The organism is Blautia caccae, from assembly GCF_040095955.1.
In the GTDB taxonomy this organism is placed as follows: Bacteria; Bacillota; Clostridia; order Lachnospirales; family Lachnospiraceae; genus Blautia; species Blautia celeris.
Genome location: NZ_JBBMFP010000016.1, coordinates 1 through 16,975 on the forward strand (window position 1 = coordinate 1; position 16,975 = coordinate 16,975).

At 47.9% G+C, this 16,975-nt stretch carries 13 protein-coding genes; 12 read left to right on the forward strand and 1 reads right to left on the reverse strand.

What is annotated here, in order from left to right; genetic code table 11:
* Positions 1-282: 282 nt before the first annotated feature.
* The 6 genes from WMO65_RS16765 (at position 283) to WMO65_RS16790 (ending at position 8,532) form a co-directional block, all read left to right on the forward strand.
* Entirely contained in the window at positions 283-2,466 is a 2,184-nt protein-coding gene (locus WMO65_RS16765) for a family 78 glycoside hydrolase catalytic domain (protein ID WP_148393889.1), read from the forward strand.
* A 44-nt stretch (positions 2,467-2,510) separates the two neighbouring features.
* Positions 2,511-2,894, forward strand: a complete 384-nt coding sequence (locus tag WMO65_RS16770) for a GntR family transcriptional regulator (protein ID WP_033141013.1) — start codon at positions 2,511-2,513, stop codon at positions 2,892-2,894.
* Positions 2,887-3,798, forward strand: a complete 912-nt coding sequence (locus WMO65_RS16775; RefSeq protein ID WP_148393891.1) for an ABC transporter ATP-binding protein — start codon at positions 2,887-2,889, stop codon at positions 3,796-3,798. Before WMO65_RS16770 ends, WMO65_RS16775 begins: the two co-directional genes overlap by 8 nt.
* Positions 3,776-4,402 (forward strand): ABC-2 transporter permease, encoded by a 627-nt coding sequence (locus tag WMO65_RS16780; RefSeq protein WP_187370708.1) that lies wholly within the window; start codon positions 3,776-3,778, stop codon positions 4,400-4,402. Before WMO65_RS16775 ends, WMO65_RS16780 begins: the two co-directional genes overlap by 23 nt.
* A gap of 271 nt (positions 4,403-4,673) precedes the next feature.
* The gene (gene hflX, locus WMO65_RS16785; RefSeq protein ID WP_033141010.1) at positions 4,674-5,915 is read left to right on the forward strand and encodes a GTPase HflX; all 1,242 of its coding nucleotides are present in this window, start codon (positions 4,674-4,676) and stop codon (positions 5,913-5,915) included.
* Between the two features lie 244 nt (positions 5,916-6,159).
* Positions 6,160-8,532 carry a ribonucleoside triphosphate reductase gene (locus WMO65_RS16790; RefSeq protein ID WP_033141009.1) on the forward strand — a complete coding sequence of 791 codons (2,373 nt, stop codon included), beginning with the start codon at positions 6,160-6,162 and terminating at the stop codon, positions 8,530-8,532.
* Between the two features lie 246 nt (positions 8,533-8,778).
* On the opposite strand, the gene WMO65_RS16795 is transcribed toward WMO65_RS16790, so the two are convergent.
* On the reverse strand, positions 8,779-10,008 hold the full coding sequence (locus WMO65_RS16795; protein ID WP_033141008.1) for an argininosuccinate synthase: 1,230 nt from the start codon (positions 10,006-10,008) through the stop codon (positions 8,779-8,781).
* A gap of 456 nt (positions 10,009-10,464) precedes the next feature.
* Between WMO65_RS16795 and argC the strand changes: the two genes are divergently transcribed.
* The 6 genes from argC (at position 10,465) to WMO65_RS16825 (ending at position 16,969) form a co-directional block, all read left to right on the forward strand.
* Positions 10,465-11,505, forward strand: coding sequence for an N-acetyl-gamma-glutamyl-phosphate reductase (argC, locus tag WMO65_RS16800; RefSeq protein WP_187370709.1), 1,041 nt, complete (start codon positions 10,465-10,467; stop codon positions 11,503-11,505).
* A gap of 20 nt (positions 11,506-11,525) precedes the next feature.
* Positions 11,526-12,749: a bifunctional glutamate N-acetyltransferase/amino-acid acetyltransferase ArgJ gene (argJ, locus tag WMO65_RS16805; RefSeq protein WP_033141005.1), complete on the forward strand. Its 1,224-nt coding sequence runs from the start codon at positions 11,526-11,528 to the stop codon at positions 12,747-12,749.
* A gap of 58 nt (positions 12,750-12,807) precedes the next feature.
* Complete coding sequence (gene argB, locus WMO65_RS16810; protein ID WP_033141004.1) at positions 12,808-13,707, forward strand: acetylglutamate kinase; 900 nt, start codon at positions 12,808-12,810, stop codon at positions 13,705-13,707.
* A complete protein-coding gene (locus WMO65_RS16815; RefSeq protein ID WP_033141003.1) occupies positions 13,691-14,893 on the forward strand; it encodes an aspartate aminotransferase family protein in 1,203 nt (400 codons plus the stop codon). Before argB ends, WMO65_RS16815 begins: the two co-directional genes overlap by 17 nt.
* 167 nt (positions 14,894-15,060) lie before the next feature.
* The gene (locus WMO65_RS16820) at positions 15,061-15,495 is read left to right on the forward strand and encodes a DMT family transporter (protein ID WP_033141002.1); all 435 of its coding nucleotides are present in this window, start codon (positions 15,061-15,063) and stop codon (positions 15,493-15,495) included.
* A 259-nt stretch (positions 15,496-15,754) separates the two neighbouring features.
* Positions 15,755-16,969 (forward strand): ROK family transcriptional regulator, encoded by a 1,215-nt coding sequence (locus WMO65_RS16825; RefSeq protein ID WP_243128873.1) that lies wholly within the window; start codon positions 15,755-15,757, stop codon positions 16,967-16,969.
* The last annotated feature ends 6 nt before the right edge of the window (positions 16,970-16,975 follow it).

Consider the following 16,975-nt stretch of genomic DNA (forward strand, 5'->3'; position numbering starts at 1 on the left):
TGGTGATTTGGACATAAAAATACCTCCTAAGTAGCTTTTGGTTATTTCCATTGTCTACTTAAGAGGTATCATATCACATCCATCTGCCGGCATTTTGTTTTTCAATTTGGACTATAGATGTCTTCTGCTGGATTCTTTTTTCATACCTTCGGAGATAAGAAAGAGAGAAATAGTACATATAATCCAAAAAAGTTACATGTACTTAAAAACCTGAATGCCTTATGATAGAGCAGAAACAATGAATTTTAGGAAATTTTCAGCTTATCAACAGGAGTGAGACATATGACAAAATTTGAACCGGTTTGGCTGACTATCCCTCTGTTTGACGGCATAAAACCGGAAAAGCCTTATCACAAAGAACACCAAAAGCGCACCATGCAGGTGTTTCCGGTGCAGAATCTCCATGTTCTTGCCCGCTCAGATGTGGAGACAGAGGGGAACGGAGAGAAGTATCTGCTGCGCATATCCGCAGATGATTACTACAAGCTGTGGGTCAACGGCAGATTTGCAGGACAGGGCCCTGCCCCGGCGTGGCCGGAGAAATATTATTACAATGAGATAGATATTACAGAATTTCTGCATCCCGGAAAAAATGTGCTGGCAGTACATCTCTATTACCAGGGACTTATCAACCGTGTGTGGAACAGCGGGGACGGACGCTTTGCCCTTACCGCACAGCTAATCTGCAGAAGTTCGGAGGAATGCCTCCCCCTTTCCTGGAAATACAAAATATCCGAGGCCTATACAGGGGAGACAACAGGCTATGAGACGCAGTTCTTGGAGAACTTTGACAGCCGGCGCTGGGATGCGGACTGGAATCTTCCCGGGTTTGATGACAGCCGGTGGGAGCCTATGATAAAGGCAGAGTGGGCAGACTATACTTGTGTCAGGCAGCCCACAAAAATGCTGGCTGTATACGAAAGGGCACCGGAAACAGTAAAAAAAGAGGATGGCTGCTGGTATGTGGACATAGGCCGTGAGATCACAGGCAGTCTGCGGATCAAAGCCTCCGGCCCGCCCGGAGCGGAAGTGGAGATTCTCTGCGGGGAGGAGCTGCGCAAGGACGGCAGTGTCCGCTGTGACATGCGCTGTGGCTGCACATACCGGGAGATATGGACACTGGACGGCGGAATCTGCGAGCTGGAGCCGTATGACTACAAAGGATTCCGATACGCGGAGATCCGCTTTGGAAGCGGCGTAAAGATTCTGGAGATCCGCGTCCTGATCCGTCATTATCCCATGGAGGATTCCCTGTGTACACTGAGAACCACAGAGGAAAAACTGGCAGGCATATTTTCCATGTGCAGAAACACGGTAAAATACGGTACCCAGGAGGCATATCTTGACTGTCCCACAAGAGAGAAGGGGCAGTATCTGGGGGACGCGGTGGTCACGTCACGTTCCCAGGTGTGGCTGACGGGAAAGACAGAGATGCTGAGAAAATGTATTGACCAGTTTGCCCTTACAAAAGACATCTGTCCCGGCCTTATGGCAGTGGCTCCGGGGGCCTTTATGCAGGAAATCGCTGATTTTTCCCTGCTGTGGTCGCAGCTTCTGCTGACAGACTATGCATTCACCGGGGACAAGGGATTTCTGAGAAAATATTATGATACTGCCAGAGGTGTTGTAAATTATTTTTCTGTGTATGAGGACGAAAGCGGGCTTTTAGACCGGGTGTCAGAGAAGTGGAATCTGGTGGACTGGCCTGAAAATCTGCGTGACGGGTATGATTTTACCCTGAGCCGCCCGGTGGTGGCAAAAGGCTGCCACAATGTCATCAATGCTCTGTATGCAGGGGCATTCAGGGCGTTGACAGAGATAGAGCGGATTCTGGGAATACCCGCATCCTGTTCCTTTGAAAAAATACGGGCTGCCTATATAGAGGCTTTTTATCGACCGGACAGAAAACTGTTTGCAGACAGTAAGCAGAGCGGACACTGTTCTCTCCACTCCAATCTGTACGCGCTGTATTTCGGGCTGGTACCCGGGGAGGCAGCGGACCGTGTAGCGGATTTTCTGGAGGAAAAAGGGTTCTGCTGCGGTGTCATGCCAAGTTATTTTGTTCTCAAAGCTCTTGCGGATGCAGGACGTTATGAGAGCGTATACAGGCTTCTGGTCAATGAAGGGGAACACGGCTGGGTCAACATGCTGCGGGAGGGGGCTTCCGCCTGTTTTGAGGCATGGGGAAAGGAACAGAAGTGGAATACCAGCTTATGCCATCCCTGGGCCACAGCGCCTGTCAGTATTTTGATCGAGGAACTGGCGGGGATCCATCCGGACCTGGGAGAGCATAATGGATACAGGTTTGAACCCCATATTCCGGATTCCATAAAAGAATTCTGCCTTACCGTCCCCTTTGGAGGAAAGCAGTTGAAAGTGATAAAGGAGGATGGGAGAATCGCTTTGTATCAACAGGAATCATGCGGCAGCTTTTTTCATTCAGCTATTGACACAAGAGATATGTAAGTGTATAGTGTGATGTATAGAGATACACACTAAAGGGGTGAGTCATGAAGATAACAATATCAAACACGGCCAACGAACCGCTGTACCAGCAGATCATGGAGCAGATAAAGGAGAATATCCTGAGCGGTGAGCTGCAGGAGGGGGAGCTGCTTCCATCTATCCGCAGTTTTGCCAATGATCTGAAGGTCAGTGTGCTGACCATCAGAAGAGTCTATGAGGAGCTGGAAAAAGAGGGGTTTGTGGTCAGTCAGGTTGGACTGGGAACTTTTGTAAAGGCCGGTAACACAGAACTTTTCAGGGAATCCAAACGCAGAATGATTGAGGAAAAGCTTACGGAAGCCTTGAAACTGGCATCTATGCTGGATATCAGCAAAGAGGAGATCATGGAGATGCTGGACATTTTAAGCGAGGAGATTGGAAATGGATAATGTGCTGGAAGTAAGGAATCTAAGGAAAAACTATAGCAGGTTTGAACTTCAGGATGTCAGCTTTACCGTACCGGAGGGGTGTATTGCGGGATTTGTGGGAAACAACGGTGCCGGCAAGACAACCACCATCCGAGGCATCTTAAATCTGATACATAGAGACGGCGGCCAGGTGAATATTCTTGGAATGGATATGTATGGAGGGAAGGAGAGCGAACAGGAGATTAAGAACCGGATTGGTGTGGTTACGGATAACGGAGGCTTTTACGGAATGTTTACCTTGAAGGAGACGGCATCTCTTTTCGCTTCCCTGTATAAGAACTGGGACGATTCCGTGTATAAGGACTGGATACGTAAATTCTCCCTGAACGAGAAACAGAAGATACAGGAATTGTCAAGAGGAATGAAAGTGAAGTTTTCCCTGGCGCTTGCCATGTCACACCATGCGGAGTTTTTGATCATGGATGAACCCTCCAGCGGCCTTGACCTGCTCACCAGGGCACAGATCCTGGAAAGTCTCAGGGAGTATATGGAGCGGGAGGGCAGAGGTGTATTTTTTTCTACTCATATTGCGACTGATATTGAAAAGGTGGCAGATATTGTTATTCTCATTGACAAGGGCAGGATTGTATTCCAGAAGGAGAAGGATGCCCTGATGGAGGAATACAGGATCGCAAAGGGTGACAGCAGGGATTTGACCGGGGAGGCAGAAGAACTGTGCATCAGTCTTAGGAAAACCCAATACGGATTTACCGCTGTCACCAGCAGGACAGAGGACATGAAGCGTCTGATTCCGGATGTGGTGTTTGAGAGGCCGGATATGGAGGAGATACTGATGGCATGTATGGGAAAGGGGAGTGAAGAGTATGGTAAGAGCACTGTTTATGAAAGATGTCAGACTCGTTAAAAAGAATTTTTTGATCATGCTTGTGATGATTATCGGTATGCCGGTTTTCCTGAACTGGAGACTTGATGCTCAGATAGATGTGGGGGCTGTGCCGCTTCTGATGATAGTCAACATTTTGGGATTGATATTGTTTGGAAATATTTGTACGGAAGAGGAAAAATATCCCGGAGGTGAAGTTATACTCTTGTGTGCGCCCTGTTCAAAGAAAATACTGGTGGCTGTGAGGTATTTGATCATGACCCTGTTTTTTCTGCTCTGCACAGCGGGATATGAGGCAGTCTGTCTTATCATGAATCGAAACGTTTTGCATGTATGGCAGATCATGCAGGCATTGTCTGTTTACATTCTGTTAATGGGAATTTTCATTCCCGTCGTATATAAAGTAGGAGTGGTAAAAGTTCAGTACTTACTTTCAGGAACCGTTGTGGTAGTGGGATTTTTCAGCTCTATGTTTACAAATTCCGCATTTTACAACTCTATGACAGATTTTCTGTATCGGAACCAGAACATGGCAGTGGCAGGATTTGGAGTATTTTGTATTGTATTTTTGCTGGCATCCTATATTATCTCTTCAAAAATATATGAGAGAAAAGAATGTGTATAGATGTCTTTATGGAAATTCAGGCGGATTTGCCGGCATGTGTGAAGCTGCATTCACGCTGCTGACAAATCCGCCTGGCTCTGTATTGGGGGAACATTTCAATTCTTATCATATTACCGAAAAGAAAACCATCACGGTACTGCAAGATGTTTTTGTGAAAAATGTACCCTTGTCAGCATATAGAAAAAGCGTTATGATGATAAGACAGTTTTACAGATTATCTCTGCGGACAGCAGGAAGACAAGTTGACAGAGACATATTATAGGAGATTTTTATGCAGTTATACGATTTAAACGAAGCAGAGGAGCGTGTCATCCTGGTAGGCGTTCAGGAGGGGGACGGCGACGATACGGAGGAATCCGTGGAAGAACTTGCGGAGCTTACAAAAACAGCAGGTGCACTGGTGGTGGGAACGGTGATCCAGAAAAGAGAGCGGATCCATCCCGGTACCTATGTGGGAAAGGGCAAGATGGAGGAGCTGAAAATGCTGCTCACGGCGCTGGATGCCACAGGCATTATCTGCGATGATGAGCTGTCGCCGGTGCAGATGAACAACCTGCAGCAGGAGCTGGACTGTAAGGTGATGGACAGGACTCTTCTGATACTTGATATTTTTGCGGATCACGCCTCCACCAGCGAAGGAAAGATCCAGGTGGAGCTGGCACAGCTTCGCTACCGGGCAGTGCGGCTTGTGGGGCTGCGCAATTCCCTTTCCCGTCTGGGCGGCGGTATCGGAACCAGAGGTCCCGGTGAGAAGAAGCTGGAGATGGACAGGCGTCTGATCAAGGAGCGCATTTCCCAGTTAAAGCGGGAGCTTGAGCAGGTGAAGCGCCACAGGGAGCTTTTGCGCGAGGGCCGGAAAAGGGACCGTGTCATGACAGCCGCTATTGTAGGGTATACCAATGCGGGTAAGTCTACCCTTTTGAATACACTGACAGATGCCGGGGTCCTTTCTGAGGACAAACTGTTTGCCACACTGGACCCGACAACCAGAATGCTGGAGCTTTCCGGGGGAACCAGAGTCTATCTGACGGATACCGTTGGCTTTATTCGGAAGCTGCCCCATCACTTGATCGAGGCATTTAAAAGTACCCTGGAGGAAGCAAAATACGCGGATATCATTCTGCATGTGGTGGATGCTTCCAATCCTCAGATGGAAGACCAGATGCGTGTGGTATATGATACCCTCCGGGAACTGGAAGTGACCAATAAAAAGGTGGTGACACTTTTCAACAAGCAGGATAAACTTTCCGGAGAACAGATCCTCAGTGATTTTAATGCTGACCATGTGCTGCGCATTTCTGCCAAAACAGGGGAGGGCCTGGAGCGGCTCAAAGAAGTGCTGGAAAAAATCGTGACGGAAGACCAGATCTATCTGGAGCGCGTGATTCCTTATAAAGATGCAGGGATTCTGCAGCAGATCCGCAAGTACGGACAGCTCATGGAGGAGGAGTATACAGACGGCGGAATCGCAGTAAAAGCAAGGGTTCCAAAGGATATTTTCGGACGTCTGTAAGCCGTTATACCGACCGGTCAAAGGCCGCAGAAGAGTAACGCAGGAATTAATAATTTGATTAATAAAACTACCATATATTGGAAAATTCAAAGAATGTTTACAATATATGGTAGTTTTTACGGTTGACGAAAAGTATAACCTTTGCTACAATAGACCTACAGCGTTTATACAGAGGCTATTCTCTGTGAATGCGAGGCGGGGCGGCAAGATGGTCCTGCTTCTTTACATATAAGGAGGAAAAGGAATGTTTCAGGTAGTAAAACGTGATGGGGAAATCGCAGAATTTAAGCTGGATAAGATTGCCGAAGCAGTCAAGAAGGCATTCGATGCCACGGAGAATGAATACAGCAGTGACATGCTGGATCTGCTGGCACTCCGTGTGACTTCAGATTTCCAGAAGAAAATTGTAAAGGGAAAGGTTTCTGTTGAGGATATTCAGGACAGTGTGGAGAATGTTCTGATTCAGGCAGGTTACTCTGATGTGGCGAAGTCCTATATCCTGTACAGAAAACAGAGAGAAAAAATCCGCAATATGAAGTCCACCATTCTGGACTACAAAGAGATTGTAAACAGCTATGTGAAGGTGGAGGACTGGAGAGTCAAGGAGAACTCCACAGTGACCTACTCCGTGGGGGGACTGATTCTGAGCAATTCCGGTGCCGTAACGGCCAATTACTGGCTGTCTGAGATTTACGATACGGAGATCGCTGAGGCACACAGAAACGCGGATATCCATATCCATGACCTGTCCATGCTGACAGGATACTGCGCAGGCTGGTCCTTAAAACAGCTTATCAAGGAAGGTCTTGGGGGCATTGAAGGAAAAATCACCTCCTCCCCGGCCAAGCATCTGAGTGTGCTCTGCAACCAGATGGTGAATTTCCTGGGAATTATGCAGAATGAATGGGCAGGCGCCCAGGCATTTTCCTCCTTTGACACGTACCTGGCACCTTTTGTCAAGACTGACAACTTAAGCTATCCTGAGGTGAAAAAATGTGTGGAGTCCTTTATCTACGGCGTCAATACACCGAGCCGCTGGGGTACCCAGGCACCCTTCTCCAATATCACTCTGGACTGGACCGTACCGAATGATCTGGCAGAGCTTCCGGCCATTGTAGGCGGGGAAGAGATGCCGTTTAAATACAAAGACTGTAAAAAAGAGATGGATATGGTGAATAAAGCTTTCATTGAGACCATGATCGAGGGAGATGCCAATGGACGCGGTTTCCAGTATCCCATTCCCACTTACTCCATCACCAGGGATTTTGACTGGTCAGATACAGAGAACAATAAGCTGTTGTTTGAGATGACTTCCAAATACGGCACCCCGTATTTTTCAAACTATATCAACAGTGATATGGAGCCGAGTGATGTCCGGAGTATGTGCTGCCGTCTCCGCCTTGATTTGAGAGAGCTGAGAAAGAAAACAGGCGGTTTCTTCGGTTCAGGGGAGAGTACCGGTTCCGTGGGCGTTGTGACCATCAATATGCCGAGGATCGCATATCTGGCAGAGGATGAGGAAGATTTCTTCCGCAGACTGGACCATATGATGGATATTTCAGCCCGTTCCCTGAAAATCAAGAGGGATGTGATCACAAAACTTCTGGACGAGGGACTCTACCCGTATACCAGAAGATATCTGGGAAGCTTTGAGAATCATTTTTCCACCATCGGTCTTCTGGGCATGAATGAGGCCGGCTTAAATGCCAGATGGCTGAAATGCGACATGTCTGATGAGAGAACTCAGGAATTCTCCAAACGTGTGCTGAACCACATGAGAGAGCGCCTGAAAGATTATCAGGAAGAGTACGGTGATTTATACAACCTGGAAGCAACTCCGGCAGAATCCACCTCCTACCGTCTGGCAAAGCACGACAGAAAACGCTGGCCGGATATCAAAACAGCAGGAAACGAAGGGGACACACCGTATTACACCAACAGCTCCCATCTTCCGGTGGACTACACAGCGGATATTTTCGATGCCCTGGATATTCAGGACGAACTGCAGACTCTGTATACCTCCGGTACCGTATTCCATGCGTTCCTGGGAGAAAAGCTGCCTGACTGGAAAGCTGCTGCTGCTCTTGTAAGAAAAATAGCGCAGAATTACCGTCTGCCATACTATACACTGTCACCTACATATTCTGTCTGCAAAGACCACGGTTATCTCTCTGGCGAACATTTTATCTGTCCGAAATGCGGTAAGAAGGCTGAGGTTTACAGCCGTATTACAGGCTATTACCGTCCGGTGCAGAACTGGAATGACGGAAAGAGCCAGGAGTACAAGAACCGTACCGTTTATGATATTGCCCACTCGGACTTTAAGGGCAGCACTAAAACGGTGGCCATGACAGCAGAGGATGTGAGGATAGAGGAGACCAGGAACGGACAGGTAACGGCAAAGTATCTCTTTACCACAGAGACCTGCCCCAACTGCAAGATCGCCAAGCAAATGCTGGAAGGCGAGGACTACGAGCTGGTGGACGCGGAGAAGAACCCGGAGCTGGCACGGAAATTCGGTGTGATGCAGGCACCGACCCTCATTGTCATCAATGGTGAGGAGACAAAGAAATATGTCAATGCGTCCAATATTCAGAGATACGTGGACGAAGATTAATAACAGAGACCCGGTCTGAACGCCGGGTCTTTTTGGTATAAAAAGATGAATTTTTGCTTATCTTGTCGGAGCCTTTGCGTTGACAAGATAATCTATAAATTTCTTGGCAGCGTCAGGCGGGGGTTCCCGTCTGGCAGACTGCATCTATAGATTACCCACCTGACCGGATTTTGCCATACAAAAAGACAGCCGGGATATCTCCCGGCTGCCTTCCGCATAAAAATATAAGTAAAAGAAAATACAGGCTTATTTATTCTGGCTTTTTGCAGCCTCTGCCATTTTCATGGCGCGAACCTTCAGCGGCAGACCGAACAGAGTGATGAATCCATCTGCATCGTGGTGGTCATACAGGTCTCCGGTTGTGAAGGATGCCAGTGACTCGCTGTACAGGCTGTACGGAGAAGTGGTACCGGCTTTGATGATATTGCCTTTGTACAGTTTGAATTTCACTTCACCTGTCACATACTGCTGTGTGCTTTCCACAAATGCCTGGATCGCTTCGCGCAGCGGTGTGAACCATTTTCCTTCATATACAATCTGGGCAAACTGGCTGCCCAGTTTTTTCTTTGTCTCCATGGTATCGCGGTCCAGGATCAGTTCTTCCAACTGGTCATGAGCCTCCATCAGGATGGTTCCGCCCGGTGTCTCATATACGCCGCGGGATTTCATGCCTACAACACGGTTTTCCACGATATCAATGATACCGATACCATGCTTTCCGCCCATGGCATTCAGCTCTGTAATGATTTCGGAAACCTTCATGGATTTTCCGTTCAGGCTTGTGGGAATACCTTTTTCAAAGGTCATGGTCACATATTCCCCTTCATCCGGAGCCTTCTCCGGTGTTACGCCGAGAACCAGCAGGTCATCATAGTTGGGCTCTTGTGCCGGGTCTTCCAGTTCCAGTCCCTCATGGCTGATGTGCCATAAGTTACGGTCACGGCTGTAGCTGTGACTTGCGTCAAAAGGAAGGTTGATGCCGTGTGCTTTACAGAACTCTATCTCATCCTCACGTGACTGCATGGTCCATACATCGGTCATACGCCATGGAGCAATGATCTTCAGATCAGGAGCCAGAGCTTTGATCCCAAGCTCAAAACGAATCTGATCATTTCCTTTTCCGGTAGCACCGTGGCAGACAGCAGTGGCGCCTTCTTTCCTTGCGATCTCAACCAGTTTTTTGGCGATTCCGGGACGGGCCATGGAGGTACCAAGCAGGTATTTGTGCTCATAGACAGCGCCTGCCTGAACGCAGGGAACAATGTAATCGTCACAGAACTCGTCGATGATGTTTTCAATATATAATTTGGATGCGCCTGATAATTTGGCACGTTCGTCCAATCCGTCCAGCTCATTTCCCTGTCCGCAGTCTACACAGCAGCAGATAACTTCATAATCAAAATTTTCTTTCAGCCACGGAATCAGTGCTGTTGTGTCCAGTCCGCCTGAATATGCTAAGATAACCTTTTCTTTCATGATAAAATCCTCCTGTATTTTCCTTTTTCTATGTACCGGAGCATATCCGAATCTGCATTCCCGCAGCCCGTGTGCCCCGTTCTAAAATTTTGTATTTGCTTTCGACATGATTTACTATACAACAACTTTAATATTTATGCAATAGTAAAATGAAAAAAATGTAAAAAAATTTTATGTATCATTTTACCTGATATCAAAGTTTCCTTAATTAATATATGGAATAACAAATGTGTGTGTCAGAAAAAAACTGGAAAATTTCTCAAAAAAAGGCTTGCATATTATACAGAAAAGATGTATGATTATGCAATCGAGGGAAACTTTTATGCATCATGCTGCAGACAGGATAAAGCTTTACTATGCAAAACAACTGGAGTATGATAAAGGTATACACAAGCGGCCAAAGCGCTGCGGAAATGAAAGAAGATAAAGATTACTTAAGAAAGGTTGTTGAAGAACATGATAAAAGCAGGAATCATCGGGGCGACCGGCTACGCCGGCGGCGAACTTGTCAGATTACTTTTAAATCATAAAGAAGTGGAAATCAAATGGTACGGTTCCAGAAGCTACATAGATAAAAAATACTACGAGGTCTACCAGAATATGTTCAAGCTGGTGGATGACAAATGTATGGATGACAATATGGAGGCCCTGGCCGACGAAGTGGATGTGATTTTCACAGCAACACCCCAGGGCTTATGCGCGTCTCTGGTGAATGAAGAGATCCTCTCCAAAGTAAAGATTGTGGATCTGAGCGCAGACTTCCGTTTAAAGGATGTGAAAGTATACGAGGAGTGGTACAAAATCCAGCATAAATCCCCGTCCTTTATAGAAGAAGCCGTCTACGGCCTCTGTGAACTCAACCGGGAGGACGTGAAAAAGGCCCGCCTGGTGGCAAACCCGGGCTGTTATACCACTTGCAGCATTTTAACCTGTTATCCTCTGGTAAAAGAAGGTCTGATCCGGCCGGAGACACTGATCATTGACGCAAAGTCAGGAACCTCAGGAGCGGGCAGGGGAGCAAAGATTGACAATCTCTACTGTGAAGTCAATGAAAATATCAAGGCATACGGTGTGGCAACCCACCGCCATACACCGGAAATAGAAGAACAGCTTGGGTATGCGGCAGGCAGAGCGTTCTGTCTGAATTTTACCCCCCATCTGGTGCCCATGAACAGGGGAATCCTGGTGACTGCCTATGCCTCCCTGACAAAGGACGCAGACTATGACACCATCCGTGCAGCCTATGAAAAATATTACGGCAGTGAGTATTTCATCCGCATCCTGGATCAGGATGTATGCCCGCAGACGAAATGGGTGGAGGGCAGCAATTTTGTGGATGTGAATTTTAAAATCGACAAGAGAACAAACCGCGTGATCATGATGGGCGCTATTGATAACCTGGTAAAAGGTGCGGCAGGCCAGGCGGTGCAGAATATGAATCTGATGTTTGGATTTGAGGAGACAGAGGGCCTGAAGCTGGTGCCCATGTTCCCGTAAGTGATAGGAGGACGAAGCAGATGAAAGTTATTAACGGCGGCGTGACCGCAGCACAGGGATTTCAGGCAGCGGGAATCGCGGCGGGAATCAAAAAAGGAAATGCCAAGGACATGGCTATGATATACAGCACAGTACCCTGCAAAGCGGCCGGTACTTTCACCACAAATGTTGTAAAAGCAGCCCCTGTCAAATGGGACCAGCAGATTGTCTATCATGCGCCGGCAGCGCAGGCGGTTGTCTGCAACAGTGGGATCGCCAATGCCTGTACAGGGGAAGAGGGCTTTGGATACTGCAAAAAGACAGCTCAGGCGGCGGCCGAGATTCTGGGAATCCCGGAAGATTCTGTGCTGGTGGCTTCCACAGGCGTGATCGGAAAACAGCTTCCCATGGATATTCTGGAAGCAGGCGTGAAGAAAATGGTGCCCCTGCTCTCGGAAACGGCAGCAGCAGGCACCCTGGCCGCGGAATCCATCATGACTACAGACACCGTGAAGAAGGAAATCGCGGTGGAGACGGAGATAGACGGAAAGAAAGTGACCATCGGCGGAATGTGCAAAGGCTCCGGCATGATCCATCCCAATATGTGCACCATGCTGGGATTTGTGACCACGGATGTGAATATCAGCAAAGAACTGCTCCAGGAAGCACTCAGCGACAGTGTAAAGGATACCTACAACATGGTTTCCGTGGATGGCGACACCTCCACCAATGACACGGTTCTCCTTCTGGCAAACGCACAGGCACAGAATGCGGAGATCACAGAAAAAAATGAAGATTATGCAAAATTTACAGAGGCTCTTGGCTATGTAAATACCTGGCTGGCAAAACACATCGCAGCAGACGGAGAGGGCGCCACCGCACTGTTCGAGGTAAAGGTGATCCACGCCGAAAGCAAAGAACAGGCAGTGACCCTGAGCAAATCCATCATCACCTCAAACCTTACGAAAGCCGCTATTTTCGGGCACGACGCCAACTGGGGACGTATCCTGTGCGCCATGGGATATTCCGGAGCGCAGTTTGACCCTGAAAAAGTGGATTTATACTTTGAGAGCGCAGCGGGCAGCCTGAAGATCATAGAGGACGGCGTGGCAACCGGATACAGCGAGGAGGAGGCCACAAAGATCCTGTCAGAAAAAGAAGTGACTGCCATTGCGGATATCAAGATGGGGGATGCCGAAGCTACCGCATGGGGATGTGACCTGACATATGACTATGTAAAGATCAATGCGGATTACCGCTCATAATACATAATGTCTCAAAGACGGAACAGTTACACAAATATTTGACGGAGGATATAGAGAAATGGTGAATCAGAAATATCTTGATAAAGCGGAGGTGCTGATCGAGGCGCTCCCGTACATACAGCGTTTTAACAGGAAAGTCATTGTTGTAAAATACGGCGGAAGCGCCATGGTGGATGAACAGCTCAAACGCGACGTGATCAAGGATGTGGTACTTTTAAAGCTGGTTGGCTTTAAACCCATCATTGTCCACGGCGGCGGCAAGGAGATCAGCCGCTGGGTGGGTAAGGTCGGAAAAGAGGCAAAGTTTGTAAACGGCCTTCGCGTGACAGACGATGAGACCATGGAAATCGCGGAGATGGTCCTTGGAAAAGTGAACAAGGAGCTTGTGACCCTGGTGCAGTCCCTGGGTGTAAAGGCAGTGGGAATCAGCGGAAAAGACGGCAGCCTCCTGAATGTCAGCAAAAAACTCTCCGACGGTCAGGATATCGGCTATGTGGGCGATGTAAAAACCGTAAATCCAAAGATTCTCTATGATCTGCTGGAAAAGGATTTCCTTCCTATCGTGTGTCCGATCGGCCTGGGAGATGATTTTGCCACTTACAATATCAATGCGGATGACGCGGCATGTGCCATAGCATGCTCTATGAAAGCGGAGAAGCTGGCATTCCTCACAGATATTGAGGGCGTGTACAGAGATCCGGAGGACCCTTCCAGCCTCATCTCCGAACTTTTTGTAAAAGACGCGAAGAACCTGATCGAAAACGGCAATGTGGGAGGCGGTATGATTCCAAAGCTGCAGAACTGCATTGATGCCATAGAGGAGGGAGTTTCCAGAGTCCATATTCTGGACGGCAGGATTCCGCACTGCCTGCTTTTGGAAATTTTCACAAATAAAGGGATCGGTACAGCGATTCTGAGGAAAGGCGAGGGGAAATATTATCATGATGACCAGGAGTAATGCATATATGGAACGGGCGGAGAATGTAGTTCTCCACACCTACAACCGTTTTCCGGTGGTTCTTGAAAAGGGAGACGGCGTCCGTCTTTACGATGTGGACGGAAAAGAATATCTGGATTTTGCAGCAGGCATTGCTGTTTTTGCTCTGGGCTACAACAACCAGGCATATAACCGGGCACTGAAAGACCAGATCGATAAAGTGATCCACACGTCAAATCTGTTCTACAATGTGCCCATGGTGGAAGCGGCTGAGAAGCTTACAAAAGCCTCCGGCCTTGACAAGGCGTTTTTCACCAACAGCGGCACAGAAGCCATTGAGGGTGCGATCAAGGTGGCCAGGAAATATGCCTGGCTGAAGGACAAGAAAACAGACCACGAGATCATTGCCATGAAGCATTCCTTCCACGGCAGAAGCTTAGGCGCTCTGTCCGTAACGGGAAATACTCACTATCAGGAGCCATTCAAGCCTCTGATCGGCGGTATTAAATTTGCCGATTTCAATGATCTGGAGAGTGTGAAAAGCCAGATCACGGAGAAGACCTGTGCCGTCATTATGGAGACTGTCCAAGGTGAGGGCGGCATCTACCCGGCAGAACCGGAGTTCTTAAAAGGTGTGCGTGCCCTGTGTGACGAACATGATATCCTGCTGATCCTGGATGAGATCCAGTGCGGCATGGGCAGGACCGGATGTATGTTTGCCTTCCAGGATTACGGCGTGGAGCCGGATGTGATGACAACCGCAAAAGCTCTGGGCTGTGGTGTTCCTGTCGGGGCCTTTGTGCTGAATAAAAAGACAGCAGAGAATTCCCTGGTACCCGGTGACCACGGAACCACATACGGCGGAAATCCTTTTGCCTGCGCGGCAGTCAGCAAAGTTTTTGACCTGTTTGAGAGTGAAAAGATCACAGAGCATGTAAAAGAAGTGTCTGCATATCTGGAGAAAAAGCTGGATGCCCTGACAGAAAAATATGATTTCCTCACAGCCAGAAGGGGAAAAGGCCTGATGCAGGGTCTTGTTGTCTCCGGCCGCCCGGTGGGAGAGATCGTGACAAAAGCCATAGAGAACGGCCTTCTTGTCATTTCTGCAGGAAGTGATGTTCTTCGTCTTGTACCTCCGCTTGTGATCACAGAGGCGGATGTGGATGAAATGATTGAAAAGCTGGAGAAAAGCTTTTTGCCTGACTGATAATTTTTTACGGTCAGCACAGGAAATGCGCAGACCTGCTGCATTCTTATAAAAGAGTGAGCGGACTGTCCGAAATGGATGGTCCGTTTTGCCATTTCCATAAAGATTCGCATAAAAACAGCCTATCGGGACATTCTAGTTAGAAAAAGGATGTGGAGGGATTTTTTATGTGGGGTCTTTTAGTTGCACTTCTGTCAGGTGCGCTGATGAGCGTACAGGGTGTATTCAATACAGCGCTGACAAAACAGACGAGCTTGTGGGTATCCACAGGATGGGTGCAGATCTCAGCGTTTCTGGTCTGTATTGCAGCTTGGCTCTTTACAGGAAGAGACAAGATAACCGACCTGGCAAGAGTGGATCATAAATACATCTTACTGGGCGGAGTCATAGGCGCTTTTATCACCGTAACCGTTATCCAGAGCATGTCTTCCCTGGGCCCGGCCCGTGCGGCAATGCTCATTGTGATCGCACAGCTTGCCGTGGCGTATCTGATTGAAGTATTCGGTATCTTCGGCGTGGAGAAGGTTGGTTTTGAATGGAGAAAGCTGATCGGCATGGCAGTGGCTATTGCTGGTATCGTCATATTTAAGTGGGAAACATGACAATGGAAGAACAGGAAAGACGTATTTTGGATGGCCGGCAGAAATTTCTGCCGGCCGTCTGCAAAAGCAGAGAACAGAAAATCGCTTTGGGAGGGGCTGGATGTCTGTATATACGCAGACCTGCCTGGACTTATTACACAGAAGCTGCAAATCAACAGTTGAAAAAATGAATGGCCTAGATTAAAATAAAAGAAGAAACTCTGGAAAAAAACACCAAGGAATTACGAGAGTCCGTCAGGGAGAAAAATGAGGGAAGAGAATGTCATATAACAAGGCTATGATGGCACAGTTGAACAAGAAGATAGTGCTGGAGATGATTCGGACACAAGGCCCGATCAACAAAGCGGAGATCGCAAGGAAGGCTGAGCTGAGTATTCCTACAGTGATGAAGATCACAGAGGAATTTGAACGGCAGAATCTGGTGAAAACTATCGGAAAAGGTGAGTCTACAGGAGGAAAAAGACCTGATTTACTGGAATTTGTTTCAAACGCTTATTACATAACAGGAATAGATATCGGCCGCCATTACGTGAAGATCGTGATTATCGATATGGCGGCTGTCATTATGTCAAAGGAATGTTTTCCTACCACAGAGGAGGATATCAAAAAGCCGGAACAGTTTCTGGAAAAAATAGCATCCCATGTGGAGGCCCTGATCATAAAAAGCGGTATTTCCAAAGAACGTTTTATGGGAATCGGCATCGGTATGCCGGGCATTCTGGATTATGCAAAAGGGGATGTTATCTTCTCGCCTGATTTTAACTGGGTAAATGTGCCTCTGATGCGCATTTTTCAAAACCGCCTTCCGGATTTCAGGATTCTTTTAGAAAATGCAAACCGTGCTCTGGCAATTGGAGAATACACCTACGGTGCAGCAAAGAACGCAGAATATATATTATGCATCAATCTGGGGTACGGCATAGGAGCTGCTATTATTGAGAACGGAGAGTTACTGTATGGAAAAAGCGGAACCTGCGGTGAATTCGGGCATATGATCATGGAGTCTGACGGACCGCTCTGCGACTGCGGCAATCGAGGATGCCTGGAGGCGCTGGCTTCCGGCAATGCCATTGCGAAACGGATGGAGCAGGAAATAAAAGAGGGAAAGCAGAGTCTGGTCAGCAGAATGGTATCTGAACAGGGAAGAATAGAAGCAGAGATGGTGTTTGAGGCAGCCAGGGCGGGGGATACATTAAGCCGGAAAGTTATAGAGGAGGCAATGGAGTATGTGGGAATAGCCATAGCCAGCAGTATTAACCTGCTGGACCCGGATACGATCATTCTTGCCGGCGGTCTGACAAAATCCCAGGATTTATTTTTTGAGCAGATGCAGAAAACCGTTGAGAAATATAAAATGAAGTATACCGGAAAAAATGTTGTGATAAGAATTGGTACATTGGGAGAATGTGCCACAGCCATTGGGGCTGCCACTATGCTGACAAGGCTGTTTATAGAAAAGGGCGGGGCGTTCTGAGAAGTC